26 protein-coding genes are annotated in these 25076 nt (G+C 72.0%); 9 read left to right on the top strand and 17 right to left on the bottom strand.

The window, feature by feature from the left end; genetic code table 11:
- Positions 1-10 precede the first annotated feature (10 nt).
- From AMA02S_RS37630 to lipP1, 3 genes are read right to left on the bottom strand one after another with little or no spacing between them, the layout of a single operon-like run.
- Positions 11-1753 (bottom strand): branched-chain amino acid ABC transporter ATP-binding protein/permease, encoded by a 1743-nt coding sequence (locus AMA02S_RS37630; RefSeq protein WP_084266009.1) that lies wholly within the window; start codon positions 1751-1753, stop codon positions 11-13.
- Entirely contained in the window at positions 1750-2502 is a 753-nt protein-coding gene (locus AMA02S_RS37625; RefSeq protein ID WP_067469131.1) for an ABC transporter ATP-binding protein, read from the bottom strand. Before AMA02S_RS37625 ends, AMA02S_RS37630 begins: the two co-directional genes overlap by 4 nt.
- The gene (lipP1, locus tag AMA02S_RS37620; RefSeq protein ID WP_067469128.1) at positions 2502-3446 is read right to left on the bottom strand and encodes a LipP1 family hormone-sensitive lipase; all 945 of its coding nucleotides are present in this window, start codon (positions 3444-3446) and stop codon (positions 2502-2504) included. Before lipP1 ends, AMA02S_RS37625 begins: the two co-directional genes overlap by 1 nt.
- 117 nt (positions 3447-3563) lie before the next feature.
- On the opposite strand from lipP1, the gene AMA02S_RS37615 reads away from it, so the two are divergent.
- Positions 3564-4940: an amidohydrolase gene (locus tag AMA02S_RS37615; protein ID WP_067469125.1), complete on the top strand. Its 1377-nt coding sequence runs from the start codon at positions 3564-3566 to the stop codon at positions 4938-4940.
- A 3-nt stretch (positions 4941-4943) separates the two neighbouring features.
- Here AMA02S_RS37615 and AMA02S_RS37610 read toward each other — a convergent pair whose 3' ends face one another.
- The gene (locus AMA02S_RS37610) at positions 4944-5936 is read right to left on the bottom strand and encodes an aldo/keto reductase (RefSeq protein ID WP_084266008.1); all 993 of its coding nucleotides are present in this window, start codon (positions 5934-5936) and stop codon (positions 4944-4946) included.
- 105 nt (positions 5937-6041) lie between these two features.
- Here AMA02S_RS37610 and AMA02S_RS37605 point away from each other — a divergent pair, with 105 nt between their 5' ends.
- Complete coding sequence (locus tag AMA02S_RS37605) at positions 6042-7034, top strand: methyltransferase (protein WP_067469122.1); 993 nt, start codon at positions 6042-6044, stop codon at positions 7032-7034.
- Positions 7031-7765, top strand: coding sequence for an SDR family NAD(P)-dependent oxidoreductase (locus AMA02S_RS37600; protein WP_067469119.1), 735 nt, complete (start codon positions 7031-7033; stop codon positions 7763-7765). The genes AMA02S_RS37605 and AMA02S_RS37600 overlap by 4 nt, the downstream gene beginning before the upstream one ends.
- A 294-nt stretch (positions 7766-8059) precedes the next feature.
- Here AMA02S_RS37600 and AMA02S_RS37595 read toward each other — a convergent pair whose 3' ends face one another.
- Both AMA02S_RS37595 and AMA02S_RS37590 read right to left on the bottom strand, forming a co-directional pair.
- A complete protein-coding gene (locus AMA02S_RS37595) occupies positions 8060-8743 on the bottom strand; it encodes a GntR family transcriptional regulator (protein WP_067469116.1) in 684 nt (227 codons plus the stop codon).
- Positions 8744-8795: 52 nt separating this feature from the next.
- Positions 8796-9539, bottom strand: a complete 744-nt coding sequence (locus tag AMA02S_RS37590) for an alpha/beta fold hydrolase (RefSeq protein WP_245668011.1) — start codon at positions 9537-9539, stop codon at positions 8796-8798.
- Positions 9540-9738: 199 nt separating this feature from the next.
- Here AMA02S_RS37590 and AMA02S_RS37585 point away from each other — a divergent pair, with 199 nt between their 5' ends.
- The 4 genes from AMA02S_RS37585 to hpaD are packed head-to-tail and all read left to right on the top strand — an operon-like array spanning position 9739 to position 14675.
- Complete coding sequence (locus tag AMA02S_RS37585; protein WP_245668010.1) at positions 9739-11169, top strand: fumarylacetoacetate hydrolase family protein; 1431 nt, start codon at positions 9739-9741, stop codon at positions 11167-11169.
- A gap of 22 nt (positions 11170-11191) precedes the next feature.
- Positions 11192-12112, top strand: a complete 921-nt coding sequence (gene dapA, locus AMA02S_RS37580; RefSeq protein ID WP_067469114.1) for a 4-hydroxy-tetrahydrodipicolinate synthase — start codon at positions 11192-11194, stop codon at positions 12110-12112.
- Positions 12113-12156: 44 nt separating this feature from the next.
- Positions 12157-13653, top strand: a complete 1497-nt coding sequence (gene hpaE, locus AMA02S_RS37575; RefSeq protein WP_067469111.1) for a 5-carboxymethyl-2-hydroxymuconate semialdehyde dehydrogenase — start codon at positions 12157-12159, stop codon at positions 13651-13653.
- Positions 13654-13661: 8 nt separating this feature from the next.
- A complete protein-coding gene (hpaD, locus tag AMA02S_RS37570; RefSeq protein WP_067469108.1) occupies positions 13662-14675 on the top strand; it encodes a 3,4-dihydroxyphenylacetate 2,3-dioxygenase in 1014 nt (337 codons plus the stop codon).
- Between the two features lie 53 nt (positions 14676-14728).
- Here the strand turns inward: hpaD and dinB are convergent, their stop codons facing one another.
- The 8 genes from dinB to AMA02S_RS37535 form a co-directional block, all read right to left on the bottom strand.
- Positions 14729-15901: a DNA polymerase IV gene (gene dinB / locus AMA02S_RS37565; protein WP_218005254.1), complete on the bottom strand. Its 1173-nt coding sequence runs from the start codon at positions 15899-15901 to the stop codon at positions 14729-14731.
- 24 nt (positions 15902-15925) lie between these two features.
- Complete coding sequence (locus AMA02S_RS37560) at positions 15926-16294, bottom strand: MerR family transcriptional regulator (protein WP_067469102.1); 369 nt, start codon at positions 16292-16294, stop codon at positions 15926-15928.
- Positions 16295-16324: 30 nt separating this feature from the next.
- Positions 16325-16663, bottom strand: coding sequence for an SDR family NAD(P)-dependent oxidoreductase (locus AMA02S_RS37555; RefSeq protein WP_245668009.1), 339 nt, complete (start codon positions 16661-16663; stop codon positions 16325-16327).
- 10 nt (positions 16664-16673) lie between these two features.
- Positions 16674-16808: an SDR family NAD(P)-dependent oxidoreductase gene (locus tag AMA02S_RS44490; protein ID WP_245668008.1), complete on the bottom strand. Its 135-nt coding sequence runs from the start codon at positions 16806-16808 to the stop codon at positions 16674-16676.
- A gap of 85 nt (positions 16809-16893) precedes the next feature.
- A complete protein-coding gene (locus tag AMA02S_RS37550) occupies positions 16894-18147 on the bottom strand; it encodes an ABC transporter permease (protein WP_084266007.1) in 1254 nt (417 codons plus the stop codon).
- Positions 18144-18833, bottom strand: a complete 690-nt coding sequence (locus AMA02S_RS37545) for an ABC transporter ATP-binding protein (RefSeq protein WP_067469096.1) — start codon at positions 18831-18833, stop codon at positions 18144-18146. The genes AMA02S_RS37550 and AMA02S_RS37545 overlap by 4 nt, the downstream gene beginning before the upstream one ends.
- Positions 18830-19864, bottom strand: coding sequence for a peptidoglycan-binding protein (locus tag AMA02S_RS37540; RefSeq protein WP_067469094.1), 1035 nt, complete (start codon positions 19862-19864; stop codon positions 18830-18832). The genes AMA02S_RS37545 and AMA02S_RS37540 overlap by 4 nt, the downstream gene beginning before the upstream one ends.
- 5 nt (positions 19865-19869) lie before the next feature.
- On the bottom strand, positions 19870-20427 hold the full coding sequence (locus AMA02S_RS37535; protein ID WP_084266005.1) for a hypothetical protein: 558 nt from the start codon (positions 20425-20427) through the stop codon (positions 19870-19872).
- 164 nt (positions 20428-20591) lie between these two features.
- Here AMA02S_RS37535 and AMA02S_RS37530 point away from each other — a divergent pair, with 164 nt between their 5' ends.
- A complete protein-coding gene (locus AMA02S_RS37530) occupies positions 20592-21248 on the top strand; it encodes a response regulator transcription factor (RefSeq protein WP_174551015.1) in 657 nt (218 codons plus the stop codon).
- Positions 21245-22450, top strand: coding sequence for a sensor histidine kinase (locus AMA02S_RS44805; RefSeq protein WP_067469092.1), 1206 nt, complete (start codon positions 21245-21247; stop codon positions 22448-22450). Before AMA02S_RS37530 ends, AMA02S_RS44805 begins: the two co-directional genes overlap by 4 nt.
- Positions 22451-22519: 69 nt before the next feature.
- On the opposite strand, the gene AMA02S_RS37520 is transcribed toward AMA02S_RS44805, so the two are convergent.
- From AMA02S_RS37520 to AMA02S_RS37510, 3 genes are all read right to left on the bottom strand, one after another.
- Positions 22520-23575, bottom strand: coding sequence for an ABC-2 transporter permease (locus AMA02S_RS37520; protein ID WP_067469090.1), 1056 nt, complete (start codon positions 23573-23575; stop codon positions 22520-22522).
- 52 nt (positions 23576-23627) lie between these two features.
- Positions 23628-24584, bottom strand: a complete 957-nt coding sequence (locus AMA02S_RS37515; RefSeq protein ID WP_157431089.1) for a sensor histidine kinase — start codon at positions 24582-24584, stop codon at positions 23628-23630.
- Positions 24581-25076 (bottom strand): STAS domain-containing protein (locus tag AMA02S_RS37510; protein ID WP_067469084.1); only part of this gene is annotated, 496 nt, incomplete at its 5' end. The genes AMA02S_RS37510 and AMA02S_RS37515, both read right to left, overlap by 4 nt.

The raw sequence follows: 25076 nt of genomic DNA, 5'->3' as shown, positions 1-25076 counted from the left end.
CGGGGTCTGGTTAGGACGCCGGGACGTCCGCGGCACCGAGGTAGGCGGCCCGGACGGCGGGGTCCGCGAGGACCTCACCGGTGGGACCGGAGGCGATGACATGTCCGAAGTCCAGGACGGTCACCTGCTCGCAGGTCGCCTGCACGAGTTCCATGTCGTGCTCGACCAGCAGGATCGACACCCCGAACCGCTCGGGCACCTGGGTGAGCCTGGCGCCGAGCCGAAGCGACTCGGCGGCCGACTGGCCGGCGGCCGGCTCGTCCAGGAGCGCGACCTTGGGCCGGGCGGCGATGGCGGCCGCCACGTCCAGGAGCCGCCGGGTGCCGGCGTCGACGATCGACACCGGGACTTCCCCGGGCGGGCAACCGAAGAACTCCAGCAGCTCGTCCGCCTCGGTGCGGGGCAGCCGGCGGCCGGCTCCGATCGCCAGGTACTCGTACTGGGTGAGTTCCGGGGCGATGGCCGTCGTCTGGAAGGTGCGGCGCAGGCCGCGCTTGGCCCGGGTGCTGGGGTCGAGCTTGTCCAGTCCTTTTCCGGTCAGCTCGACCGTTCCCTTGTAGCCGGTGACGAAGCCGGTCACGGCGGCGATGAAGGTGGACTTGCCCGCGCCGTTGGGCCCGATCAGGCCGACGACGGCGCCCTCCGGGACGATCAGGTCGACGGCGTCGAGCGCGACGACCTCTCCGAACCGGACGGTCAGACCCGTCACCGACAGGCAGGGCTTCCGGTCGCCCGGGTCTCGTGGCGTCACCGGAACCGGCAGGGACTCTGCGCCCTCATCCGGCTTGCCCTCGTCCGCCTCCTTTATCAGCTTACGCGCGCCCCGTTCGCGCTTCCGCATCCGGGTGAGGTCGGTCTGGCTGAGACCGCTGCGCAGTGCGAGCAGGGCACCGACGCCGAACAGCACGCCGCCGAAGTCCTGCGGCAGCGACACCTTGTCCATGATCGTCGGCATAATCGCGCCGAAGATCCCGCCCATCACCGCGCCCTCGGGGTGGTGTGGGCCGATCATGATAGCGACGGCGAACAGCGCGAGGGACTGGCCCATCGCGAAGTTGCTCGGCACCACCAGGCTCAGCTGCCCGGCCAGCAGACCGCCCCCGATGCCGGCGATGAACGCGCTGATCGCGAAGGCGGCGAGCTTGCTGCGGGCGACCGAGATGCCGTGTGAGGCGGCGGACCGCTCGGAGTGACGCAGTTCGTACCACGACAGGCCGAGCCGGGTCTTGGCGATCATGCCCAGCACGACGGCCAGCACGGTAAAAACGATCACCACGAACACGAAGTAGGAACTGTCGGTGACGAACGGCTCGGGCCGGTCCAGCATCTTCAGATCCTTGGCACCGGGGAACGGGTTGGCGTTCCACACGATGTCGGCCGAGACCGCGAAGCCGAAGGTGACGACGGCCAGGTTGACCCCGCGGATGCGCAGGGCCGGCAGCCCGATCGCCACCCCGACGGGCACCGCGGCAAGGCCACCGAGCACCAGCCAGACGAAGAACCCGCCCGGCGCGTCCGCCACGTTCAGCCGCAGGACGACCCACGCGCCGATCGCCGCGAAGGACATCTGGCACAGCGACATGATGCCGACCCGCCCGACGATCACGCCGAAGCTCTGCATGATCACGGCGCTCACCACGGCACTGATGGCGAGGTAGATCCAGTAGGGCGACAGCACCGCCGGGAGGGCGACGCAGGCCAGCACGGCCAGCCCGATCCCGATGCCGAGTCCGCGCTTGTCGACGAGGTTCATGGCCGCTCGCTCTCTGCCGAGCCGGCGTCCCGGTCAGCGGTGGTCAGGGGCGGCCCGCCGAAGTAGAGCCGGTGCAGCCGCTCGTCGTCGCCGCGCAGTTCGGCGCACGGCCCGGAGAACACGACACCGCCCTTGCGCAGCACGTGGGCGCGGGTGCCCACCTCCAGCGCCAGGTTCGCGAACTGCTCGATGAGCACCACCGCGATCCCCATGCCGGCGAGCTCGCCGATCGTCGTCATGAGCCGGCGCACCACCATCGGGGCCAGACCCAGCGACATTTCGTCGATCAGGATCACCTTCGGTTCGGAGACCAGCGCCCGGCCGAGCACGACCATCTGCTGCTCTCCGCCCGAGAGGTAGCCGGCCTGCAGGTTGCGGCGCTTGTCCAGCTCGGGGAACAGCTTGTACACGGTGGCCAGCTCGCCGCCGCCGGACTGGGAGACCAGCAGGTTCTGCTCGACCGTCAGCGTCCGGAAGGTGGTACGTGCCTGCTCCACGTAGCCGAGGCCCGCCCTGGCCCTGCGATAGGGGGCGAGCTTCTCGATGGCCGTCCCGTCCAGCCGGATCGCGCCGGACCTGACCTTCGCCAGGCCGGCGATGCCGTCCATGAGGGTGGTCTTGCCGGCGCCGTTGGCGCCGAGGATGACGGTGACCTCGCCCGGGGCGGCGTCGAGCGTGACGTCGTGGATCACCGGGACCTCCGCCCGGTCGACGCTGACACCCTCCAGGGCAAGGGCCGGAGTGGTCATCACTCGCCGCCGAACGCGGAGCGCAGGGCGGCGGCGGTCCGGGCGTGCGCGTCCTTGGCGACCGACAGCTCGGTGGCGAGCGGGCCGAAGAACGCGTGGATCATGCCGTCGTAGCGGACCAGCTCGGTCGCGACCCCGGCCTCCTCCAGCCGCCTGGCGTACTCCTCGCCCTCGTCGCGGAGCACGTCGCACTCCGCCCCGAGGATGAGCGCCGGCGCCAGGCCGGACAGGTCCTCGGCGCGCAGCGGCAGCAGGTACGGGTCGTCCAGGTCGCGGGCGTCGGAGGGGTAGGTGGTGAAGAACCAGTCCATGCTCGACTTGGAGAGGAAGAATCCCTCCGAGTAGTCACTGTAGGACGCGCGCCCGTCGTCGGGGTGCCCGAGGACGGGTGATACGAGGACCTGCAGCGCCAGGGCCGGGCCACCGAGGTCGCGGGCCTTGAGGGCGGCCACCGCGGCGAGGTTGCCGCCCGCGCTCTCGCCGCCCACGGCGATCCGGGCGGGGTCGGCGCCGATCTCGGCGCCGTGCGCGGCGACCCAGGAGACGACGGCGTAGGCGTCGTCGGCGGCAGCGGGGAAGGGGTTCTCCGGGGCGAGCCGGTAGTCGACGGAGACGACCATGGCTCCCGCGGCGGCACAGACGGTGCGACAGGAGAACTCGTTCTCCTCAAGGCTGCCGATCGTCCAGCCGCCGCCGTGGAACCAGACGAACGCGGGGAACGGGCCCTCACCCTCGGGCTTGTAGACGCGGACGGGAATGTCGCCGGCCGGTCCCGGGACCGTGGTCTCGGTGACGGAGCCAACGGGCGGCCGGTCTTCCTCCGGCAAAGTCCACATCAGGCGGAACTGCTCGCGCATGGTTGCCACGTCGAGCGGTGCCGCGCTGTTCGGGTCCTCGGCGGGGGTGCGGTCAATGATCCGCTGCGCCTCGGGATCCAGGGGCATCGTTAACCTCCGAAGGCCCAGTGTGCCCGCTCAAGCGGGGTGGGTACTCCAAAATCGTATCTGATTCCGTGTACGTTAATTGCATCCCATCGACGGTGTCCAGAGTTGGAGCGCGATATGACCGAGGAATCCAGGCCAGCCGACCTCGTCTTTACCGGCGGGCGGGTGCACACCGTCAACGCGCGTGACCGGATCGCCGAGGCGGTCGCGGTACGCGACGGCAAGATCGCGCGCGTCGGAACCGATGGCGAGATAACGCCGCTGGTGGGCAAGGGTACGCGGATCGTCCGGCTGAGGGGGCGCTCTCTGGTTCCTGGCATCAACGACTCGCATCTCCACGGCGTCTGGCTCGGCCTCATGTGGCCGGGTCTGTTGATGGATCAGCTCGCCGGCACCGGCGGGCACACGCACGACACGCCGACCCGCCTGGAGGGTGCCGAGCAGCGGCGGCGGGCGATCCTGCGAACCGCGGATCTGCTCGCCTCGTTCGGCGTCACCAGCTACACCGAGCCCGGTCTCGGTCCCGGCGAGGACGACGGCGCGAGCGGCTGTTTCGGCTCCGCCGCGCTACGCGACTACGCCGACCTGGCCGCGGAGGGCCTGCTCAAGGCGCGTGTCACGGCCCTGATGCTGTTCGGGGAGCTGGACGGCCGCAGCTCGGCCGCCGAGTTCGCGGAGGGGCTGCGCGATTTCAAGCCCCCGGCCGATGTCCCCGGGCGGTTCCGGGTGGCGGGCGTGAAGATCTTCGCCGACGGGATCCCGCCGATGAAGACTGCCTGGACGGACCGTCCCTATGGCGACGGGACGTACGGCTCGCTCCTGATCGAGGGCGAGTCGGACGGGGAGCGGGAGGCGGCGCTGCGCGCGATGATCGACGCGGCGCACGCCGCCGGGCACCAGATCGGCGTGCACGCCACGGGTGACCGGACCACCCGGGTGGTGGCGGAGGCGTTCAGCACCGCCCTGGCCCGCGAGGGCCGCGACGCGCGGCACTACATCATCCACGGCGACCTGCTCTCGCCGCAGACCCTGACCGTCCTCGCGTCCGGTGGGATCGGCCTCAACACCCAGGCCGGCATCCCGGTCGCGACCGAACCGATGCTCGCCGCAGCGCTCGGCGAGGAGGCGCTGCGCGACGCCTGGCCGACCCGCGATGCGCTCGACGCGGGCGTCCGGCTCTGCCTGAGCTCGGACGCCCCGGTGCTCACCCCCGACTGGCGTGCGGGTCTGGCCGCCGCGGTGACGCGCCGTGGGCTCGACGGCGCGGTCCGCGGGCAGGCACAGCGGCTCGCGGTCACCGAGGCGCTGCGGGCGTACACGATCACCCCCGCCTGGCAGGACGGCGCCGACGACTGGAAGGGCTCCATCGAGCCCGGCAAGGTCGCCGACCTGTGCGTCCTAGACGGCGATCTCCACGACGTCGAGCCGGAGGCCCTCCCGTCGCTGCCGGTTGCCATGACCGTCCTTGACGGCGAGCCGGTGTACGAGTCCTGACGATCAGCGGGGCACCGGCGCGTCGGTGCCCCAGGAGGCGGCGGGGTCCACCACTCCCCTGTCGAGCCAGAGCCCGGCCACGGCGTCGCGTAGTTCGGCACCGTGCCGGGCCGCGAGGCCGAGGGCGGTCAGGTTGTCCTCCAGCTGGGACGCACGGCTCACCCCGACCAGGACGTTCGCCACCGCGGGATGGGCCAGACAGTAGGCGATCGCGACCTGTGCCGGGGTGGCGCCGAACCGGTCGGCGGCGCGCTGCAGCTCGGGGTAGGCCGCGCGGATGCGATCCCGGATTCCGCCCGGGTCCGCGCCGATCTTGCGCTCGGGTTCGAGCCGTCCGGCGAGGATGCCGCCCTCCAGCACGTCCGACGCCTGCAGGCCGAGACCCTCGTGCGCGAACAGGTTCGAGTACGGCGCGCCCTCTGGCACCGACCGGCGCGCCACGCTGTACTTGAGCTGCGCGAACGAGGGCGGCACCAGGCCCTCGGCGGTGGCGAACCTGCAGGCGAACAGGACGTCCCCGGCCGACCAGTTGTTGACGCCCCAGGACGTGAACTTCCCGGCCCTGACCAGCTCCGACACGTCGGTGACCACCGCGCGCATGTCGGGCCGCTCCATGAAGTCGCCGAGCACCACCATGTCGGCGTGGTCGGTGCCGATCCGGCCGAGGGACACCTTGATCTGCTCGGCGAAGGAGGAGGTGGGGTAATCCCACAGCCACAGCTTGCCGCAGAGCAGGTAGTCCTCACGGGCCAGGCCCGCGTCGCGGACGGCCTGCCCGAACAGCACGTCCGTCACGGCGTTCTCGGCGTGCGGCCCGAAGTTGTAGTGCGCGACGTCGAACATGTCGACGCCCCGGTCGACGGCGAGGCGGATCAGCTCGGCCGCGTCCTCGCGGTCCATCCGGTCCCAGGTGTTCCATGAGCCGAGGGCCAGGAGCGGCACCTCCGGGCCGTGCACACCGAGCCGCCGCCTGGGCGCCCGTTCCGCGAACTCCATCGCTGACCTCCGATAAGGGGTGATCGGCCCCCGGGCGGTGCCCTGGCCGTTGGACCTATGATCGTATAGCATCTGGCATATTCTTTACCGCGAAGGAGCATCTTCATGTCGCATCCCGCCCCGGGAACCGACCCTTCTGGCATCCTCGGCGTCGCCACCGGATACATGGCCGCCAAGCAGCTCTTCGCGGCGAGCGAGGCCGGCCTGTTCGCCGCCCTCGCCGACGGTCCCGCGACGACATCCGAGTTGGCCGAACGCACCGGGCTACCGGAGCGCACCACCCGGATCCTCGCCGACACGATGGCGGGGCTCGGGCTGCTCGGCCGCGAGGACGGCCGGTACTCCAACACCCCCGCCACCGCGGCCTATCTGGCGGGCGGCGGGGACGAGACCGACCTGCGGCCGTTCCTGGCCTTCCTCAACGCGATCAGCTACGGGCACTGGCTCGAGTTCGCCGACACCACCCGCACCGCCGAGCCCCAGAAGCTCGACCTCGCGGGCGACCGGATGCAGACCTTCCTGGGCGGGGTCATGACCTACAACGCCCTGCACGCCCGGATGCTCGCGGACAACTTCGACTTCACCCGCTTCTCCCGCATCCTGGACTTCGGTGGTCTATCCGGCTCGTTCCTGGCGGAAGCCCTGCGCTCGGCCGAGAACGCCCAGGGCACCTTCCTGTCGGGCGGCGAGCTCGTCGACTTCGCCCGCAAGGTCATGGACGACGCCGGCGTGGGCGACCGCGTCGAGGTCGTGCAGGCCGACCCGCTGACCGGCGACGTCCCCGAGGGCTTCGACCTCGTCCTGCTGGAGCACGTCGTGCACCGCTTCGACGCCGAGCAGAACAAGAGCATCGTCGAGCGCGCCCGCCGTGCCGCCGCGCCGGGCGCCACCCTCGTCCTGCTCGACTTCTTCCTGGACTCTGACCCCGAGCAGCGCGTCCTGGACGCCGTGCACGCCGGCGAGTACCTCGTCATCGACGGCACCGTCGTCTACCCCGAGGACGAGGTACGCGGCTGGTTGACCGCCGCGGGCTGGGAGCCCGTCGAGACGCGCGCGCTGCCCGGCAGCCCGCGCATCATCATCGCGGAGGCCCGATGAGCGGGCGGGTCGTCCTGGTCACCGGCGGGGCGAGCGGCATCGGCCGCGGAATCGCCACCACGTTCGCCGCCGCGGGCGACCGCGTGGTGATCGCCGACCGGGACGCCGACGCCGCGGCGCGGGTCGCCAAGGAGATCGACGCGCACGCCGTCACCGTGGACATCACCGACGCCGACTCGGTCTCTGCCGCGGTGGCCCACGTCGCCGAGGCCCACGGACCCATCGAGGTCCTGGTCAACAATGCCGGCCTGGTCGCGGGCGGCGGACCGCTGACGTCCCTGCCCCTGGAGATCTTCGACACGGTCGTGGCGGTGAACCTGCGGGGCACCTTCACCGTCACCCAGGCCGTCGCGACGCAGATGATCGAGCACGGCACCCGCGGCCGGATCGTCAACGTCAGCTCGATCGGCGCCCGTCAGCCGACCGCCGGTCTCGGCCACTACGAGGCCACCAAGGCTGCGGTGGACGCCCTGACCCGCACCGGCGCCCTCGAACTCGCCGGTCACGGCATCCGTGTCAACGGAGTCGCCCCCGGGCCCGTCCACACCCCCATGACCGCGGGTCTGATGGACGACCCCCAGGCCCGCGCCGCCTGGGAGAGCCGCATCCCGCTGGGCAAGATCGCCACCACCGACGACATCGCCCCGCTGGTGCTCTTCCTGGTCTCCGACCAGGCCGACCACATCACCGGAGCCATCATCCAGGTGGACGGCGGCCAGCTCCTCACCTGAGCACGCCCCGAAACCCAAACACGCCGTTCTCCCCTCGCCCGGTGGGAACGGCGTGTTTGTTGGGCTGGTTCTTCTTGGGGGGCGACCCCCAATCCCCCCGGCTGAGCGGCTCGCTGGCGCTCGCTCCGGTGCCTGGCCCGTAACCGGCGGCTGAGGCTCAACCCAGCCGGGGTGCGGCTCAGGCCGTTGGCTCGGGAACTCACCTGCCGGGGGTTGGCGAGTCCATCTTTGCCGGTTGGGCCGAACTGTGGGGGGTGCGGTTCACACTGCGGGGGTTCGGGGTCCTTCTGGGGCTCAGGCTTTGTGGGGGACCGGGTGGGCGCTGTGGAGGGCGTCGGCGGTCGCATTCTTGTGGGCGCAGGCAATGCGCTCGATGTCGGTGGGTGCGGCGTCCTTGGCGATCAGGTCGAGAATGTGGCCGTGCTCGACCACCGAGCGGCGGGCGCGGCCGGGGACGTAGGTGAAGGTCGAGCGGCGCATGTGGTCCAGGCGCGTCCACTCCGCCTCCAGGAGGGAGCGCAGGTGCCCGTCCGGGCAGTGCTCGTAGATCGAGAAGTGGAACTCCCGGTTGAGCGCGGTGAAGGCGGTGGGGTCGAACTCCTCCAGCGCCTCCACCATGCGGTCGTTGATCTCACGGGAGCGGGCGATCTGCGCCGCGGCCATGAACGGCGCCGAGATCGCGGTCGCGTACCCCTCCAGGCGGGCGAGGATCTGCAGGGTGTGCTCGACCTGCTCGGCGTCGAAGACCGCCACCCGGGCGCCGACATTGCGCACGACCTCGACGAGGCCGTCGGACTGCAGGCGGCGCAGCGCCTCGCGCAGCGGGATCGTGCTGACCCCGGTCTCCTGGGCGAGCTGGTTGATGACCAGCCGGTAGCCCGGCACGTAGGTGCCCTCCAGGATGCGCGAGCGCAACAGCTCGTAGCAGAACTCGGCCTTCGACTCCTTGCCCTGCTCCTGCTTCTTGGCGGAACTCACCCGTTTCTCCTCATCCTCTGCCCGCACCCCCCGACTCGGTTCGACCGTCCGGTCACCGCGCCAGCACGTCCAGGACCGTGTCGCGGAAATGCGTCCCGGCGAGCACCTCGTGGTGCGCGCCGGGCACGGTGACCAGTCGCGCCCCGCCGATCGACTCGGCGAGGCCATCGATTCCTCGTGTCAGGTCATCATTCTCGCCGACAATGAAGACGGGAAGAGCCTTCGCGTTCCAAGGACCTCCCGCAAAGGGGACGGAGCGCAGTCCTTCGACGCAAAGCGCAAGCCCGGCGGCGCGGTCACCGTGGGCCTTGACCATGCCGGCGATGGCGGCGGTGAAAGGATCCTCGCACTCGGTGCCGTCGCTGACGGCGCGGTGCAGGGCGTCGATGTCGACGGCGGTGAACGGCTCGCCCGGGGCCAGGCCGCCGAGGACGCTACGCTCCACGCGGCCGGGAGCGGCCGCCGGGATCTCCCACGCGACGCGGGCGCCGAGGGAGTAGCCGACGATGTCGAACGTCGCGGCGCCGGCCTGGTCCATGACGGCGACGAGGTCGGCGGCGAGCGCGGGGGCGGTCACCTCGGCGGCCGATGTGGGGACGGGGCTTGCGCCGTGACCCCGCAGGTCGGGCACTATGACGGTGCGGCCGGTCGCGGTGAGCGCGGCGGCGAGGCCGGTGTCCATCCAGTCGACCGTTCCATCGGAGCCGAAACCGTGCACGAGCAGCACGGGCGGCGCGTCCGCGGGCGCGTCGGGGGTCAGCGTGCGCGCGGCGAGACCTGCTGTGTCCGGCATCATCCAGCTCCTCCTAGAGGATTTCGCATACGATTTGCGATCATACTGTACGGGCTGATCAGACCCCCTCTCGCACCAAGGTCTATTTGGAACGATCGAAGTCACTCGCAGTGCACCCTCGTCATCGTGCATGACTTCATATACGATTTACTTTGACCTCGCCCCGCGAGGTTTGCTTCCGTCCCGTCACAGGAGAGCACCAGTGCCGCACCCCTTGGGCGACCGGCCCTCGAAGATCATCGCCGTGCATCTCAACTTCCCCTCACGGGCGAAGGAGCGCGGCCGGATCCCCGCCGAGCCCTCGTACTTCCTCAAGCCGCCGTCCTCGCTCGCCGGGACAGGCGAGCCCCTGGTGCGCCCGGCCGGCTGCGAGCTGATGACCTTCGAGGGCGAGATCGCCCTGGTCATCGGGCGTCGTACGGCACGGGTCTCCCCCGACGAGGCGTGGAGGCACGTCGCGTGGGTGACGGCGGCCAACGACGCGGGGGTGCACGACCTGCGCTACGCCGATCGCGGCTCCAACCTCCGCTCCAAGGGCTCGGACGGGTTCACCCCGATCGGCCCCCGACTGCTGGACGCGCGGAAGATCGATCCGGCCGCTTTGCGGGTCCGGACGTGGGTGAACGGGGAGCCGGTCCAGGACGACACGACCGACACGCTGCTGTTCCCCTTCGCCACGCTGGTCGCCGACCTGTCCCGGCTGGTCACCCTGGAAGAGGGCGACGTCATCCTCACCGGTACCCCGGCCGGCGCCTCGGTCGCCGCTCCCGGCGACACGGTCGAGGTGGAGGTGACGGCCGGGGACGAGTCGACCGGCCGGCTCCTCAACACGATCGTCGAGGCGGACCATGCGCTGGCCGGCTGGGGCGCCATGCCCCGGGTGGACGAGTCGGTGCGATCCGACGCGTGGGGCCCCTCCTACGCGCCGAAGCCCCTCCTGGACGAGGCGACCGCCGCGGCCCTGCGTGACCTGTCGACCGCCACCCTCAGCTCCCAGCTCCGCAAGCGCGGCTTCCAGCACATGAGCATCGACGGCGTCCACCCCGCGGACGGCGACTCGAAGATGGTCGGCACCGCGCACACGCTCCGGTACCTGCCGCTGCGCGAGGACCTGTTCAAGGCCCGCGGCGGCGGCATGAACGCCCAGAAGCGGGCGGTGGAGGAACTGCGCCCCGGCCAGGTGCTGGTCATGGACGCGCGCCGGGACCACTCCTCCGGCACGATCGGCGACATCCTCGCGCTCCGCGCCAAGGTGCGCGGGGCCGCGGGGATCGTCACCGACGGCGGGCTGCGGGACAGCGCCGCGGTCGCCGCACTGGGGCTGCCCGTCTTCCACGCCGGAGCGCACCCCGCCGTGCTCGGCCGCCGCCACGTCCCGTGGGACACCGGCGTCCCCATCGCGTGCGGCGGAGCGCTGGTCCAGCCCGGCGACATCCTCGTCGGGGACGCCGACGGTGTGATCGTCATCCCTCCGGACCTGGTCACCGATCTTGTCGAGGACTCGATCGAGCAGGAGACGCAGGAGCGCTTCATCACCGAGCGCGTCGCCGCCGGCGAGCCCATCGAGGGCCTCTATCCGCTCGGCCCCAACTGGCGCCAGGCCTACGAGGCCTGGCGCCGCGACGGCCGCTGAACGTTTCGACCGAGGAGTACACGTGAAGTTCCGCACCGACCCGTCGACGATCCGCGGGTCCATCGCGCCCGTCGTCACCCCGTTCGCCGCCGACGGCGCCGTCGACCACGACGCCCTGCGCGGGCTGATCCGCTGGCAGCTGGAGTCCGGCTCGCACGGGATCTCGCTCGGCGGTTCGACCGGCGAGCCGAGCAGCCAGACGGTGGCCGAGCGCATCGCGGCCATCCGCACCGCCGCGGACGAGGTCGGCGACCGGGTGCCGTTCCTGCCGGGAACCGGTTCGGCCAAGCTGGAGGAGACCCTGGAGGTCACCGCCGCCGCCCGCGACGCCGGCGCCGACGCCGCCCTGGTGATCACCCCGTACTACGCGCGGCCCACCCAGGAGGCCCTGTACCAGTGGTACGCGACGGTCGCGCGTGAGTTCCCCGACCTGCCGCTGGTCGTCTACAACGTCCCGTCCAGGACGTCCGTGGACATCGCGCCGGAGACGGTCCGCCGGCTGTTCACCGATTTCGACAACATCGTCGGGATCAAGGAGACGACCAAGGACTTCGAGCACTTCTCCCGCGTCCTGCACGCGTGCGGTCCCGAGTTGCTCGTCTGGTCCGGTATCGAGCTGCTGTGCCTGCCGCTGCTGGCCCTCGGCGGCGCGGGCTTCGTCAGTGCCGTCGCCAACCTCGCGCCGACCGCGGTCGCGCGGATGTACGAGCTGTGGACGGCCGGTGACCAGGCGGCCGCCCGCGACCTGCACTACCGGCTGCACCCCCTCGTGGACCTGCTGTTCGTCGAGACCAACCCGGCACCCGCCAAGTGGGTGCTGGAGCAGCGCGGCCGGATCCCCTCCGGCCACGTCCGGCCACCGCTGGCCGCGCCGTCCGACGAGGCCCTCGTGCGCATCCGCGCACTGCTCGACCAGGGCGGCGACCTCGCCGCGGGTATCTGACTCGCGGCCGCGCCATCCCGCCACCGAACCGGAAGAGAGCATCGATGCCCGTCCCCTCCACACCCGCCCGCCCCGACGGCCTGCCGGAGCACATCCGGCACTGGATCGGCGGCGCGTTCGCCGACAGCGTCGGCGGAGCGGTCTTCGACGTCATTGACCCCGTCTCCAACAGCCGTTACGCCACCGCCTCCGCGGGTGGCGCCGCCGATGTGGACAAGGCCGTCGAGGCGGCCCGCGCGGCGTTCCCCGCCTGGGCGGCCCTCGGCAACCGCGAGCGCGCCACCATCCTGACCCGCATCGCCGACGCCGTCGAGGCCCGCGAGGACAAGCTCGCCGAGTTCGAGTCGTTCGACTCCGGGCTGCCGATCACCCAGGCGCGGGGCCAGGCCCGCCGCGCCGCCGAGAACTTCCGCTACTTCGCGGACGTGATCGTCGCGCTGGGCGACGAGGCCTTCCGCGTCGGCGACCAGCAGATCAACTACGTGGTGCGGACGCCCGCCGGCGTCGCGGGTCTGATCACACCGTGGAACACCCCGTTCATGCTGGAGAGCTGGAAGCTCGCCCCGGCGATCGCGTCCGGTTGCACGCTCGTGCTCAAGCCCGCCGAATGGACGCCCCTCTCGGCCAACCTGTGGCCGGAGATCTTCACCGAGGCCGGAGTCCCGGCGGGCGTGGTCAACATCGTGCACGGCATCGGCGAGGAGGCGGGCCAGGCGCTCGTCGACCACCCGGACGTGCCGCTGCTGTCCTTCACCGGCTCCACCGACACCGGCCGGCACATCATGCGTTGCTCCGCCGACGGCCTGAAGGAGCTGTCGATGGAGCTCGGCGGCAAGTCGCCCGTCGTCGTGTTCGCCGACGCCGACCTGGACGCGGCGCTGGACTCGGTGGTCTTCGGGGTCTTCTCCCTCAACGGCGAGCGCTGCACGGCGGGTTCCCGCGTGCTGGTCGAGCGACCGATCTACGAGGAGTTCACCCGCCGGCTTGCCGAGCGGGCCGAGAAGGTCAAGGTCGGGCCGCCGTCCGACCCGGCCACCGAGGTCGGCGCGCTCGTCCACCCCGAGCACTACGCGCGGGTGATGAACTATGTGGAGATCGGCCAGCGGGAGGCCAAGCTCGTCGCGGGCGGCGCCCGCCCGGACCACCTGCCGGAGGGCAACTACCTCCAGCCCGCCGTGTTCAGCGACGTCCCCCGCGACGCCCGGATCTTCCAGGAGGAGATCTTCGGACCGGTCGTGGCCGTCGCCGCGTTCGACGACGAGGCCGAGGCGATCGAACTGGCCAACGCCACCCGTTACGGACTGGCCGGTTACGTGTGGACGGGCGACCTGAAGCGCGGCCACCGGATCGCGCATGCGGTCGCGTCGGGTATGGTCTGGATCAATTCCCACAACGTCCGTGACCTGCGCACCCCCTTCGGTGGTGTGAAGGACTCCGGTCTCGGCCGCGAGGGCGGGGCGCACAGCATCGACTTCTTCTCCGAGACCAAGATCGTGCATGTCATGCTCGGCGAGGTGCACACGCCTCGCTTCGGCGCGTAGGAGCATTCATGAGCACACCTCCCGACGTCATCCGCTCCGCCTACACCCAGCTGGCGGTCACGGACCTGGCGCAGGCCCGCTGGTTCTGGGTCGACATGCTCGGCCTCCACGTCCAGCACGAGGAGGCCGACACCCTCTACCTGCGCGGCACGGACGAGCTCACCCACCATTCCCTGGTGCTGCGCGCCGGGCCGGTGGCGGCACTGGATCATCTCGCCTACCGGGTGCGCACCCCGGAGGACGTCGACCACGCCGAGAGGTTCTTCACCGAGCTCGGACGGCCCGTCCGGCGGATCCCCGCCGGTGAGGGCACCTATGGGGTCGGCGACGCGGTCCGGGTCGTCGACCCGCTCGGGTTCACCGTGGAGTTCTTCCACGAGATCGCCCGCGGCGAGCGCCTCATCCAGCGCTATGACCTGCACCGTGGCGCGCAGGTGGCGCGGCTCGACCACTTCAACATCTGCACGCCCGACATCCCCGCGGCCTACGATCACTACCGCTCGCTCGGCTTCGGCTGTTCGGAGACGATCGAGGGCGACGAGCACGAGCTGTACGCGGCGTGGATGTTCCGGAAGCAGACCGTCCACGATGTCGCCTTCACCGGCGGCGCGGGCCCCCGCCTGCACCACATCGGGATGGCGACCCACGAGTCCCACCAGGTGCTGCGCACCGCCGACATCTTCGGCTCGCTCGGCAAGGAGCACCACATCGAGCGCGGCCCCGGACGGCACGGCGTCTCCAACGCCTTCTACGTCTACCTGCGCGACCCCGACGGGCACCGGGTGGAGATCTACACCTCCGACTACTACACCGGCGACCCCGACCACGAGACGTTCCGGTGGAACGTCCACGACGACCGCCGCCGGGACTTCTGGGGCAACGCCGTCATCGAGTCCTGGTACAAGGAGGCGTCGCCCGTCCTCGACCTCGACGGCCGCATCCAGCCGATCTCCGAGGCCGACCTGGACGAGTCCGCCGTTCAGGTGGGCGCAGACGGGCTGGGCATCGTCGAGCCGTCCTGAGGCCCAGGCGGCCGGCACCCCGCCGGCCGCCGACTGCGGCGCTTCGGCCGGGGTCAGTCGGGGAGCATCGGCATGGTGAGACCCTGATCTCGCCCGAGCAGCACCGCCCGAGTGATCGCGGACGAACCGAACCGGTCACGGACGCCATCGACCGCGGTGTCCACGGCCCGGCCGTGGTCGAACGGAAGCGCGAGCTGGACGGCCCGGTCGTCGTAGAGGTTGCCGAGCGACACCCCGATGAGCGTCAGGCCGCGGTCGCCGATCATGGGCGCCGCCACGCCGAGGAGACCGCGCACGGTCTCCAGGATCACCGGGGTGTCGGCGGTGGCCTGCGCGAGCGTGCGCGAGCGGGTGGCGCGGGTGAAGTCGCCGAACCGCAGCCGCAGCGTGACGGTCCGGCAGACGCGGCGCGCCCTGCGGAGCCTGCCGGCCAGCCGGTCGACGAGCCCCACCACGATGACGTCCAGTTCTCCGGGCGACCGCTCGCGGCGTCCGAGAGCGCGCTGGGCGCCCATCGAACGGCGCCGCACCCCCGTCCGGACGGGACGCGGATCGCGGTTGCGGGCCAGGGCGTGCAGGTGACGGCCCGCACCGGGGCCGAGCAGCGCGGTCAGCGTGCCCTCCGGCATGTCCGCCACGTCGCCGACGGTCGTGACGCCGTACCGCGCGAGCTTGGCCGCGGTGGCGGGCCCGACGCCCCACAGCCGCCGCACCGGAAGCGGCCGGAGGAAGTCCAGCTCGCCGTCCGGCGGGACGATCAGCAGCCCGTCCGGCTTGGCGACGCCGCTGGCGACCTTGGCGAGGAACTTGGTCCGCGCGACGCCGACCGTGATCGGCAGGCCGATCTCCTCGGCGACCTCCCGCCGTAGCCGCGCCGCTATCTCGGCGGGCACACCGCGCAGCCCGTCCACATCGAGGAACGCCTCGTCGATCGACAGGCCCTCCACCAGCGGGGTCGTCGCGCGGAACACCGCGAACACCGCGCGGCTGGCGGCGGTGTAGGCCTCCATCCGGGGCGGGACGACGACGGCGCGAGGGCACAGCCGGCGTGCCTGGCCGCCGCTCATCGCGGTTCGCACCCCGAACGCCTTGGCCTCGTAGCTGGCCGCCAGCACCACACCGCCGCCCACGATCACCGGCCGCCCGCGCAGCGCGGGATCGTCACGCTGCTCGACCGACGCGTAGAACGCGTCCAGGTCAGCATGCAGGATCGTGGCCGCGAACACGAACATATGTTCGCATAGGCGTGGCTAGCCGCCCAGCACGGCCCCGCCGTCCACCCCGTTCAGGAATCCCTGGAGCCGCCCGCGGACGGCGTTCAGTTCGGCGATCCGCTCGTCGAGGGCGGCGAGCTTGCCCTCGACGAACCGGGCGCTCTCATCGCACTGGCGCTCCTCCAGGTCGGCGCGGTCCAGACACGGCACGAATCGGCGCACGTCGTCGCTGGTGAAGCCCAAGGCCAGCAGCCGCCGGATGTTGCGGACGCGCGTCACCGCCCGCTCGTCGTAGTGGCGGTAGCCGTTGGACGTCCGCCGGGCGTGCAACAGGCCGTGCTGCTCGTAGTACCGAAGCGCCCGGGTGGTTGTCCCCGATGCCCGGGCCAGCTCGCCGATGAGCATCGCCTCACCTCCGTCGCACCAGGATCGCACTCAGGAGACGCCCATGCCGCCGTCCACCCGGATCACGGCACCGGTCATGAAGCCCGCCTCGGGGCGGACGGCATTGACGATCCACCAGGCGATCTCCGCCGGTTCCGCGATCCGGGCCAGGGGCACACGGCGTATCAGCTCCTCCCCGACCGCCTGGCTCTCCTCCGGTGTGTAGCCCGCGTGGACGAGCACCGGCGTCCGGGTCACGCCCGGCGCGACCGACACCACCCGGATTCCGCGCGACGCCAGCTCCATCGCCCATGTGTGGGTCATGAAGTCCAGCGCCACCTTGCCGCCCCCGTAGACCGAGTTCCGCGGCCAGCCCCGTCCCGCCGGCATGGAGGTGACGTTAACGATGATGCCGCCGGCCGACGACGAGGACCCCGGCACCCTCGTCCGCGAACTGCCGGACGGTCTCCCGCCCGATCCCGCTCCCGCCGCCCGTGACGATGACGGCCTTGCCCTCCAGCGTTGCCGAGCCCATACCCGCGTCTCCTCCCGATCGCTACCGGACGCAGGCGACGCTAAGGGTTGACGTCAGGGTCAGGGTCAAGCCGCCTCGGGCACCCTCACGGCATCGCGAGGGCCTCGGTGGGGGCCAGCCGAGCTGCGCGCACGGCCGGGTACAGGCCCGCGACGCCGCCGATGAGCAGGGTCGCGAGGACACCGCCCGCCATCGCCCACGGCGGCACCACGGTCGGCCAGCCCTGCACGACCGCGAACACCGCGGTGACCACGATGCCGAGCGCGACGCCGCCGACCCCGCCGAGCGCGGCCAGCAGCTGCGACTCGGCGAGGAACTGCAGCCTGATCTGGCCGCGGGTCGCGCCGAGGGAGCGGCGCAGCCCGATCTCGGCGCGCCGCTCCAGGACGGAGATCACCATCGTGTTGGCGACGCCCACACCGCCGACCAGCAGCGCGACGCCGCCGAGGCCGAGCAGCAGCCCGGTGAACGTCTTGTCGGTGGCGTTCTCGGCGGCGAGTGCGTCGGACGGGCGGCTGACCTCGACCTCGTTCGGTGCTTCGGGACTGGCGGTGGCGGCCAGCAGGTCACGCACGGCCTCGACCGCGTCCTTGTCGGTACGGGTGTAGACGGTGGTCGGGTGCCCGTCGAAGCCGAGCTGGGACGCCGCGGCCTCCCAGCCCACGAGCGCGGCCGAGTCCAGCTCCGGCGCGAGGTCGTTGGCGCTCAGGACGCCGACGACCGTGAACCACCGCGAGCCGAGCCACACCTGCACGTTCGGCGTGGAGACGCCGAGCCGCGCCGCCGACTCGGCGCCGAGGACGACCGCCGGGTACCGGGCGGTCCCGGCGTTGAGCCAGGTCCCCGCGGCCATGTCGAGTCCGATCGTGCGAGGCAGGTCGAGCCGGGCCGCCAGCACGGTGATCCCGCCGCTCTCGGCCTCGGGAATGCGGTCGTTGCGGTAGACGTGGACGTCCTTGACCTTGCCCGTGGCGGACGCCGACTGGACGCCCGCCATCCGGCCGACCATGCCGACCGATTCCCCGGGAAGCTGCGCATCATCACCGAACAGGTCGTGGCCGGGGCCCACCGTCAGCAGGTTGGTCCCGAGCCGGTCGAGCGTCGCCTGGAGCTGGGCGCGGCTGGACGTGGAGATGCCGACGACGCCGATCATGGCGGCGATACCGATCGCGATTCCGAGCGCGGACAGGAACACCCGCATCGGCCGGGTTCGCAGCCCCGCGGCACCGACCCTCAGCACGTCCCGGAAACCGAGGCGCGCCGGGACGTCGTCGCGCCGGGACGCCCGGGGCTCGCCCACCGAACCGGACTGGCCCGCCCTCCCGCCGACGCGCCTCATCGCGCAGCCTCCGCCCCTGCCTCGTCGTGGACGACCCGCCCGTCGCGCATCCGCACCTGGCGGGGCAGTTGCCCGGCGATGTCCCGGTCGTGGGTGATCAAGACGACGGTGGTGCCGCCGCCGGCGAGTTCGCGCAGCAGGTCCAGGACCCCCGCGCCGGACGCCGAGTCCAGGGCGCCGGTCGGCTCGTCGGCGAGCAGCATCGCCGGCTCCCCGACCACCGCGCGGGCGATGGCCACGCGCTGCTTCTCCCCGCCGGACAGTTGGTGGGGCCGGTGGTCGAGGCGGTGCCCGAGCCCGACCCGCTCCAGGGCGCGGCGCGCGCGGTCGCGGCGCCGCGCCAGGGGTACGCCCCCGTACAGCAACCCGTCGGCGACGTTGTCCAGCGCGCCGACCCCGACGGCGAGGTGGAACTGCTGGAACACGAAGCCGATCCGGCGGGCGCGCAGCGCCGACACGCGCCGGTCGGACAGCGTCGAGACGTCCCGGCCCTCGACGAGGACGGTCCCGGCGCTCGGCCGGTCCAGTGTCCCGAGCAGGTGCAGCATCGTCGACTTCCCCGAGCCGGACGGTCCGACGATCGCGACGAGCTCGCGCGGCTCGATGCTCAACGACACCCCGTCCAGCGCGGTGACCCCGCCGGGGTAGGTCTTGGTGACCTCCCGCAGTTCCACGACCGGGCTCATGTCGGGACCCCCACCTTCATACCCTCCGACAGTCCCGCCCCCGAGACCTCGACCTTGCCCTCGGTGAACACACCCGTCTCCACCACGACGTTGCGGACGGTCCCGTTCTGGACGACCTGCACCGCGTACCCCCCGTCGCCCTGCGCGAGCAGCGCGGCGATCGGCACGGCGAGGACGTCCGGGTGCCGGTTCGCGGTGAGGCTCACCTGTACTGGCGCCTTGTCGTAGAAGCCGAGGGACCGCTGGCCGCGGACGGCGATCGTGACCGCGATGGTGGTCGGCGCGTCGCCCTCCCCGTCCTTGGCGACCCTGCTGACGGAGGTGATCCGGCCCCTGGTCGTCCGGCCGTCCGGGAGCTCGACCTCCACCTCCGCGCCCTTCTTCGCCAGCCGCTGGTACTGCACGTCCAGGTCGACGCTGACGACCCGGGCGGTACCGGTGTAGGTGAGGACGACACCGCCGGGCCGCTCGCCGACGGACGCCTTGCGTTCGGCCACCCGTATCTCACCCGGGGCGATCATCACCGAGCCGGGCGTCACCGTCCCGGTCTCGGCGCGGCCGAGGGCGTCCTGCCAGCGCTCGACCGCGCCGGCGGTGGCCGCGCCGTAGGTGGTGTCGACGGTGAAGCCGGTGTACCCGAGAGCGCGCAGGTTCCGCTCGAACTGGAGGACGTCGGCGCCCTTGGTCCCGGGCTTCAGTGCCCGGTAGAGCGGCAGCCTCCCGTACAGCAGCGGGACCGGCTCGTTGTCGATCCGATACACCGGCCGCCCTCGTGCGATCACCGACCCGGCCGCGGCGAGCCATGTCAGGGTCCCGCGTCCGGCACCGGACGCGGTGTGCGCCATACCGTAGCCGAGCGTCCCGTCCACCTGCCTGGTCTCCACCAAGGTCGTCCTTTCGACCGGCGCGGTCGCGGGCGGCAGCGAGCTGTGCGCCGTGGTGGCGCCGCCTCCGCCGCCGATCCCCGCGGTGGCCAGCCCGGCGCCGCCGACCACCACCAGCCCCGTCGCGCCCAGGGCGGCGGTGCGCACCCTGGTCAATTCCCGTCCTTCCTGGATCCTGCGGACGGCTCGTCAGCACTGCCCGGGGCGAACTTCCTGCACGCCCTGTCGGCCTTCCTGAACACCTCGCCATCGGGGTTGATCCCGGTGCCCTCGCCGGCCTGGATGCGGATGCCGCCGTCGGAGTCGGGGTCGGGGAACTGGGTGACGCCGTTGTCGCGCATGCACTTGGAGTGGGCGCGCTGCTGGGCGATCTCCTCCGGCTTGGCCTTGGGCGGCCTGCCGCCGTTCGGCATCAGGTGCCGGCACTTCTTCTGTGCCTCCTCCAAACGCCGGGGAGTCTGGCCAGGTGCCCCCTTGCCGGATCCGGGCTGCGCGGACATCTTCGCCGTGATCTTCCCGTCGGCCGACGGGTCCTCCATGTCCACACCGTTGGCGCGCATGCACTGCGCGAACTTGCGCAGCTTCTCCTGGTCGCTGGCCGCCTTGGCGGTACCGGACGCGCCGGCTTTCCCGCCGTCGTCCCCGCATCCGAGCAGGCCGAGGGCGAGCATGGGGACCAGGGCCAGCACCGCGAGCGTCTGCCGTCGCATCGATGGCCTCCCTCCGTCGTCGCCGCCGGACGTGCTCCGGTGGCGCCCGCAAGTTCATCGGCCGGCCGATAACCCCGGTGTAACCAAGTCTCGTTATGCCGGCGTTACGCCCGCTGCCCGATGCTGTTGCGGCAGATGCCGACGGGGTTCTGAGGACGGTTGACGTGCGCGTACTGATCGCCGAGGACGAGCGGATGCTCGCCGATTCCATCGCCGAGGGGCTGCGGGCCGAAGCCCTCGCCGTGGACGTGGTGTACGACGGGGACGCCGCGCTGGAGCGGCTCGGAGTGAACGACTACGACGTGCTCGTCCTGGACCGCGACCTGCCGGTGGTGCACGGGGACGACGTCTGCCGCGCCGTGGTGGGGTCCGGCGCGCTCGTCCGGGTGCTGATGCTCACCGCGGCGGCCGCCGTCCCCGCGCGGGTCGACGGCCTGCGGCTCGGCGCGGACGACTATCTGACCAAGCCGTTCGCGTTCGAGGAGCTGGTGGCCCGCGTCCTCGCACTCGGTCGGCGGGCCAGCCCGGCGGCGCCGCCGACGCTGGAGCGCGGGGGCATCCAGCTCGATCCGGCCCGTCGGGAGGTGCTACGGGACGGCCGGTACGTCCACCTGGCGCGCAAGGAGTTCGGGCTGCTCGCCGAGTTGCTGCGCGCGGACGGGACGATCGTGTCCGCCGAGCGGCTGCTGGAGAAGGTCTGGGACGAGCACACCGACCCGTTCACCAACACCGTCCGGGTGACGCTGATGAAGCTGCGCCGCAAGCTCGGCGACCCGCCGGTGATCGAGACCGTCCCGGGAGTGGGGTACCGCATCCCATGACGCGGCTTCCCGAACGGCTCCGCCCGACGATCCGGATGCGGCTGACGCTGCTGTGCACGGGGCTGTTCCTGTCTGCGGGGATCGTCCTGCTGGGGCTGACCTACGTGCTGGTCCAGAACAACCTCCAGCAGCCGCCGGAGCTAGGCACGGACCGGGTCTACGGAAGGGCGTCCGCGAACGGGGTGGTGCCGGTGCCGCCGACCGGGACGGTCACGACCGAGTGGGCCCGGGTCGAGGTGAAGAAGGCCGCTGTGCAGTCCCAGGAAGAAACGCTGAATTCGCTGCTGACTCAGGGCACGATCGCGCTGATCGTGGTGGGCGCGGCGGGCTTCGGGTTCGGCTGGCTGCTGGCGGACCGGGCGCTGCGCCCGATCCACAAGATCACCGAGACGGCGGGACGGGTGGCGCGCAGCCATGACCTGACCGAGCGGATCGCCTACGAGGGGCCGCGTGACGACGTCAAGGAGCTGGCCGACACCTTCGACACCATGCTCGGCCGGCTGGCACGGGCGTTCGATGGCCAGCGCCGGTTCGTCGCCAACGCCTCACACGAACTGCGCACCCCGCTCGCCATCAACCGGACGCTCGTGGACGTCGCGCTGCGCCGTCCCGACGCGACCGACGACGTCACACGGCTCGGCGAATCGCTGCTGGTCGTCAACGGGCGGCACGAGCGGCTCATCGACGGGTTGCTCACCCTCGCGGGCACCGAGAACGCGATCGTGGACGCGAGCCCGCTGGACCTGGCGGACGTCGCCCGGCACGTCCTGGACCAGGCGACGCCGGAGGCACGGGAGCGGGAGGTGGACACCGGCCGCCGGCTCGGCCGGGCCCCGACCTCGGGCGACCCGGTGCTGGTGGAGCGCCTCGTCCAGAACCTCGTCGAGAACGCGATCCGGCACAACCGGGACGGCGGTGAACTGACGGTCCGCACCCGGGACCTCGGCGGCTGGGCCGAGATCGTCGTGTCCAACACCGGGCCCGTCGTTCCCGCCTACGAGGTCGAGACGATCTTCGAGCCGTTCCGCCGGCTGGGCAACGACCGCGTCCGCTCGGACCGCGGCTCCGGGCTGGGGCTGTCGATCGTCCGCGCCACCGCGACCGCGCACGGCGGCGCGGTGACGGCCGCGCCCCGCCCCGGCGGCGGGCTCGACGTCACCGTCCGGCTCCCGGGCCCTTCGCCGGAACCAGAGCCTGTGTGAGGAGCGCGAGGGACGGCGGCGCACCGGACTTCGGATTCCGTCCCCGCTGACTCACGCGCGGCCCCGGGCCTATCCGGTGGCCGGGGTCTCGCCGCGACGATGCCGGGCCACCGACGATCCGAGCGTGACGGCCGTCCCGGCGATGGCATAGGCGGCGAGCACCCAGAGGGCGTGCGCGATGTCGTGTCCGGAGAAGTAGACGACGTTGCGGACGGCCGTCGTCGCCGCCCCCGTCGGCAGCCACTCGCCGATGGCGCGCCAGAACGCGGGCAGCAGCGACGTCGGATACACGCCGCCCGCGCTGGGATTGCCGAGGACGACGAACAGCAGGATCGCCACGCCGATCCCGATGATCCCCAGCAGGGTCTGGAACGCCGCGGTGGCCGCCGCCGTGGCGAACACCACCAGCGTCCCGACGGCCCACAGCGCGAAGAAGTGTCCGGTCAGCGCGCCGAGGAGGGGCCCGGCGACGACGACGCCGCCGAGCCCCGACAGGACCGCGTACACCGCGAGCGCACCGAGGCGGATCACGGAACGCCGCGGGTTGGCCGGCCGGGCGCCGCCCGCCAGCCCGAGGATGGCGGCGGCGAGGTAGCCGCCGATGACCCAGCCCAGAATGAGGTAGAAGGAGGACAGACCGCGCCCGTCCTTGGCGCCGGGCGGGCGGATGTCGACGACCCGCACCTGGCGGTGCTGGGCCCCTTCGAGCCGGCCGGCGATCTGCTCGGCCGTGGTGGAGACGGCGGGACCGCCCGCGGACGCGACCAGCAGCGTGTCGGTGGTGCCCCGCGCGTCCACGATGATCGCCGCGTCCACCGTCCGGTCCATGATCAGCCGTCGTGCGTCCTGCTCCGAGGCGGCGGTGCGGGCCCGCACCGGATCGCCCTCCAGGCCGTCGAGCGTGGCGACCACCTGCCCCGCGGCCGGCGCCGGGGCGACGACCGCGACGGGGATGCGGTGCGGCGTGGGCGAATGCAGCGCGCCGATGTAGGACAGGATGAACCCCAGTTGCAGGGCCAGCACACCCGCGACCAGGCCCAGCGAGCGCGGCGTGACCGCGTCGCGGAGTTCGGCGGCGAAGCCGCGGGCGGGCGGTTCACCAGGGGACGGCGCGCGTGTGCTCATCCCGGTGAACTACCCGGTCGGCGGATCATTGTGCGTCCCGCACCACCCCTTTTCACGCGAACGGGCCCCGGCCCTCCTCGGCCGTGCGCAGATTGGGGGTGTGCAGGCGGACGGTCGCGCCGTCCGGGCCGCACCGCACATCGAGGTGGTCGCAGATCTGGCGGGCGAGCCAGAACCCGTCCCCCGGCCGGGGGTCGAGAGTCGGCGGATGCAGCCCGATGAACGGGTCGAGGGACGTCGTCGACGGCAGGTGCACGTCGCACACCACCTCACCGGGGCCCGCCCACAGCGCGACGGTGGGCCGGGCGTGTCCGCCGGTGGCGCCACCGAGGATCTCACCGACCGCCGCCGAGAAGATCATCAGCTGTTCGCCGAGCAGCCCCAGCATGGCGGTTTCCATGACGATGGCGTGGCGCATCCGGCTCAGGTCACCGCCGAAGCCCAGGACCACCGCCTCCTGCGGTCGTCCGGGCAGTGCGGTGGATCGGTGCCGGACGAATGAGACCGGCTCGGTATAGGCGCCGCTGGGGGCCACCGTGGCGCCCTCGACCATGTGCGGGTGCGTGCGGCGCGCGTTGGACACGATCTCCGGCGGGACGTCACGGGCATCGTACGGGCAGATCATGTGGATGCCGGACCCGGTGAGGACCGTGTTGAGGGCGGACTCCATGCACTCCCACGCCTCGACCTGACGCACCGACCGGCCCGACCACACCGGCTCGGCCAGGATGCGGACCCGGACGGCGCGGGGATGCCGGTACCGGTAGCCGGTGAACGCGGCGACGCGCTGCGGGGGACGGCGGCCGAAGAACGCCGTCTCGGCGTAGTCGACCCTGTGGGCGTGCCGGCCGAGGGCGTCCTGCACCAGGTCTAGATTGACCGGCTTTGTGGTGACCAGGACTGGTTCATCCCGTCGCAGTCCCTCGGTGATGAACGGCACCGCCATCCCCAGGAACTCCTCGTCGCTGGCGTACACGCAGCCCTGATGAACGAACTCCGATCCCTTCACCTCCACTCCCCCTCTTCCATCACGAGCCGGCGATCCCACGCGAAGCTCCGCAGGATCGCCTGCACGACGGGGCCGGGCGCGTGCAGGACGAGTCGGCCCCCCGCCGGCATCGCCTCGGCGACGCGGGCGAGCACGCGCACCGCGGCCACGTCCGCGTACCGCAGCCCCCGCACGTCCAGGTGCAGGTCGTGTCCGTCGCGGAGGGCGCCCCGCAACGCCGCCTCGAGCCGGTCGAGGCTCGACCGGTCGGCCTCGCCGCTCAGCCGCAGCCCCGTCCGCCCGTCCAGCGGCTCCACCTGCAGCAGTGGGCCGGGCCGCAGGACCTCGCTCGCCTCCAGCGCCGGCGCGTGCCCGTCCCGCAGCGCGCCGAGCCGTCCGGCGGGCAGCCGGATCCGGTCGCCATGGCAGATCAGCGCCGGCGGCACGGGCCCGCAGCATGGCGGCGGGGCGACGTCCTCGATCGGCAGACCGCGCTTGGCGGCGATCTCCTCC

The organism is Actinomadura macra NBRC 14102 (genome assembly GCF_001552215.1).
Classification (GTDB): domain Bacteria; phylum Actinomycetota; class Actinomycetes; order Streptosporangiales; family Streptosporangiaceae; genus Spirillospora; species Spirillospora macra.
Note: the sequence above shows the minus strand (reverse complement) of the source record. Positions and strands in the feature narration are given on the sequence as shown.